Source organism: Johannesbaptistia floridana (assembly GCF_057440575.1).
This window is the reverse complement of sequence record NZ_JALKVM010000053.1, coordinates 1-3,830: the sequence shown is the minus strand read 5'-3', so window position 1 is coordinate 3,830 and position 3,830 is coordinate 1. Positions and strand designations below refer to the sequence as shown.

Genomic DNA, 3,830 nt, shown 5'->3' with positions numbered 1-3,830 from the left:
GGATGAAAAGATTATTTTCAGGAATCCCGGCCTGCGTGTAGCCCGGGCCGTTATGTCCTATTTGTAATGAAAATTAAGAGGGTTAACTATGAAATATTTAAATCTAATTTTAGTCTTTTTTATTTTAAGTTCATGCTCAGAAAAAGAAGAACAACAGGTACTAGAAATACACTATTGGACTACTCAAGAAGAGTTGAATGATTTTCAAAAGGAACTGGATGATATGGTGGTTTTCGAAGGCGATATCACCATAGGGTATGATATAAATGATTTGAGTGCTCTTTTAAATCTAACAGAGGTTACAGGAGAGTTATCTTTCCGCAGTAGTAAGTTAGAAAGAATACATTTACCAAACCTTGAATACGTTGGCGAGTTGGATTTTCGTGGAAATACGACCTTAACCACAATAGATCTTCCAAAAATAAAAATGGTAAGCGATGATATTTTCGTTTTTGGTAATTCGGCGCTTAAAACCATACAAATGAATGATTTGCAGAGAATTGAAGAAAATGGGATAGATATTATAAGCAATGATTCCTTAATAACGATCAATTTCCAAAAACTAGAATTGTACAGCTATTTGAATTTTCGATGGAATACTGCTTTAAATCAGGTGAATCTACAGAAAAGCATTCCTGAAAAGTGTGAGGATATAAGCTTACAATTTGATTTTGTAAACACGAACTCTGACTTATTTGAGGATTCGTCTACTTTTTGCTTCTTAGATTTAAAGATATCAAATACTAGTAATTCGAACTTGGAATGGCTTGCTAATTTAGATGGTAATAATATATTGAGTAATACAAAAGTAATTGGTGAGTTTGACATAGACCAATTTTGTTTTCTTAAAGAAAAATTATCTCAGATGGATAACCCTCTAAGGTTCTATGTCGGGGAATCATTTTACAGCTCAGACTTTAGTGGGATTGAGATTATTCAAGAATGTAATTAAATTTGAACAGGACATAACAATGGCTACATGCCATGCCGGTAAAAATCTTCGAGAGGAAAATAGAGATTGAAAAACCCGCGCAGGCAGCAAAAGCCAGGCTTTGCCAGTTTCTCCTTTTGCTGCCTGCGCTAGCATTTGTGAAATGAAAGAAAATGGTAAATTTAGAATCCGGCACAGCACGTAGCCGGGCCGTTCCACACCATTTATAAACAAACAACGTAGAAATAGAGACATAGGAATGTTTCACTATCTTCGCAGCAAAGAAAGGTAAATGAAAAAATTTAGTGAGTACAAAGAAGATGGTGCAAATTGGATTACTCTAGCCACAGGAGAATTCTATCCTGATATTTTGGTGGACGCATGTAATCTATATCGTCCGGTTCTTGAGTTGTTTGGACAGATTTTAAGGCAATCAGAGAGTTCAGATAGGTTGTTTATGATGATTTCCGAGGTAAAACAACCTTGGATGAGAATACAACTAGCAAGAGTTTTTAGGAAATATGTAAGTCCCAGTACTCCTGTAGAGATGTTAAAAAAGAAAACGAAAGCAAAATGGATTTGTGAAGAGTTTGGAAAACAGTTTCGTCCAGTTGTTGAAGTTCAAAAGGCATTTTTATCAAGACCTATGCCTGATGAAGCTTTGTGTGCATTGCTTTGGGAGTATAAAAGTCGTGGACAAAAAGGTTATGACCTCACTGAAAGAATGTTTGAGCTTTTGAGAAGCAAGTTTCCTGAATTAGATATATCAGGTCCTGAGAGAGCAGGAAGAGATATTCTACTTGGAGAGGTGTTTGAAGACTATCCTAAGCCAGATAGACCCGCAGACTTTATGATAAAAGAGGGTGATGATATACTTGCAATAGGATTTGCAAGATATGATGGGGATAGAGGTGGCGCACAAGAGGATGATCGAACTGGAGGGAATAGGAATGCAGCCAATGAACTCTTGCAGTACGCAAAAGGGAAAGATTTACGAACTAAAATCATCTTTGTGAATGATGGACCAGGCTTATTATTAGGTTCCATGTGGAATGATTACGCATATATTGAGGACAGCTCTGATGATATAATTGTAGTGACCTTGAGGATGATTGTGGAAAGAATCACTATGGATTGGCTAAAATCTTAACAAATGGCAACAGGCATAACTAAAAATAAATGGGCTGACGGAACTACGATTATTTCAGACGAAATTTTCGATAATAGTTTTGAATATGAGATATCCTATAAAGGTAAAACTTCTAAGGAGGATTTGACAAATAGCGAGGCACTTCAGAACTATAAAAGAGTCTCAGATACCGAAGGTGATAATTTGCTTTTTTATGGAGACAACTTAGATGTTCTGAAATATCTACATAACCAGCAGGAGTTCAAGGGTAAGGTTTCATTAATATATATAGACCCTCCTTACGGTACAAACAGCGTATTCTATTCCCGTAATCAAAAAAGCTCCTATAAAGACGATTTGATTGGAAGTCATTTTATAGAGTTTTTGCGTCGTCGGTTAATTTTATTGAGAGAGTTACTTTCGGATAATGGGTCACTTTACCTTCATTTAGATAGCAATATGGCTTTTGAGGCTAAATTAATTTTAGATGAAGTTTTTGGGGCGAAGAACTTTAGAGGTTTTATTACTAGAAAGAAATGCAGTAACAAAAATTACACAAAAAGTACCTATGGAAATATTTCTGACTATATATTATTTTATTCTAAGTCAGACGACTTTACATGGAAAAGAGCAACAATTCCCTGGTCTGAAGAAAAAATAAAAAAAGAATATCCGTGTATAGACGAAAAAACAGGACGTCGATATAAGAAAGTACCAATTCATGCACCCGGTACTAGAAATGGCGAAACAGGTAAGCCATGGAGGGGAAAAATGCCACCTAAAGGAAAACATTGGCAATATACTCCATCAAAACTAGATGAATTAGATGCCAATGGCGATATCTATTGGTCCTCGAACGGAAACCCTAGAAGAAAAGTCTATTTTGATAAGGATAAGGGAGTCCCTGTTCAAGATATTTGGTTAGATGTTCAAGACTCAGTTAACCAAAATATCAAGATTACAGGATACCCTACTGAAAAAAATCCTTTTTTACTTGAAAGAATAATTAATGCTTCTTCAAACCAAGGGGATATCGTTTTAGACTGCTTTTCAGGGTCAGGTACTACTTTAGATGTTGCAAATCAATTAGGAAGAAGGTGGATAGGTGTTGATAATAGTTTAGAAGCAATACGTAGTATTTTCAAACGTTTCTTTTCTGGTTTAGAGGAAATGGGTGATTATGTAGAGAAAAAAGATAAAAGAAGCAAAGACTCAAAAGATCAAATGACTTTATTTGAGCCGAAGACTAAATATAATGTGAATTCATCAGAGTGTGATAACTTTTCTTTCTTTGCTGACGAAAGGTTTTATAAAGAAGCCGAAGAGGTTTTTGAGGAGTTAAAGAATAAGAAATAAAACGGTGTGGAACACAGTGCAGCCGACAATACTCCGCTGCGCTCCGTACTGCGGCTGCACAACCCGTTGGGTGCAAGCCCTACCGGGAGGAGCCCTCCCTCCCGCCCGGCACTGCGCACATCCTCGCCTAAGGGCTCTTATGTGCGGCAATTGCTCGGGCTCACAGCCGACCCGCCCTGCACCCAACACAGGGCTACACACAATGGGGGTAAAATCTTAGAAATGAAAAAGGGTGGATAAGAAATCCGCACAGTCAGCAAAAAGCCAAGCTTCGCCAATTTCGTCTTTTTGCTGCCTGCGCTGTATCTTTGAAATAGAAAGGAGAGGGGTGGTTAAAAAATCCCCCACTGCGTGTAGCCTGGCCGTTCACAGACAATCGCGCAACAGAAAACAGTATCTGTAAGAATTTGAAAT

At 37.3% G+C, this 3,830-nt stretch carries 3 protein-coding genes; all 3 read left to right on the top strand.

Annotation, left to right across the window (positions count from 1 at the left end):
* Positions 1 to 88: 88 nt before the first annotated feature.
* On the top strand, positions 89 to 952 hold the full coding sequence (locus MW688_RS03925) for a hypothetical protein (protein ID WP_486734612.1): 864 nt from the start codon (positions 89 to 91) through the stop codon (positions 950 to 952).
* 271 nt (positions 953 to 1,223) lie between these two features.
* On the top strand, positions 1,224 to 2,081 hold the full coding sequence (locus MW688_RS03920) for a bstEII (RefSeq protein ID WP_486734611.1): 858 nt from the start codon (positions 1,224 to 1,226) through the stop codon (positions 2,079 to 2,081).
* 3 nt (positions 2,082 to 2,084) lie between these two features.
* Entirely contained in the window at positions 2,085 to 3,416 is a 1,332-nt protein-coding gene (locus tag MW688_RS03915) for a site-specific DNA-methyltransferase (protein WP_486734610.1), read from the top strand.
* Positions 3,417 to 3,830 lie beyond the last annotated feature (414 nt).

Coding starts and splice junctions, on each gene's coding strand:
- MW688_RS03925 (WP_486734612.1), top strand. CDS start 89: ATGAAATATTTAAATCTAATTTTAGTCTTTTTTATTTTAAGTTCATGC.
- MW688_RS03920 (WP_486734611.1), top strand. CDS start 1,224: ATGAAAAAATTTAGTGAGTACAAAGAAGATGGTGCAAATTGGATTACT.
- MW688_RS03915 (WP_486734610.1), top strand. CDS start 2,085: ATGGCAACAGGCATAACTAAAAATAAATGGGCTGACGGAACTACGATT.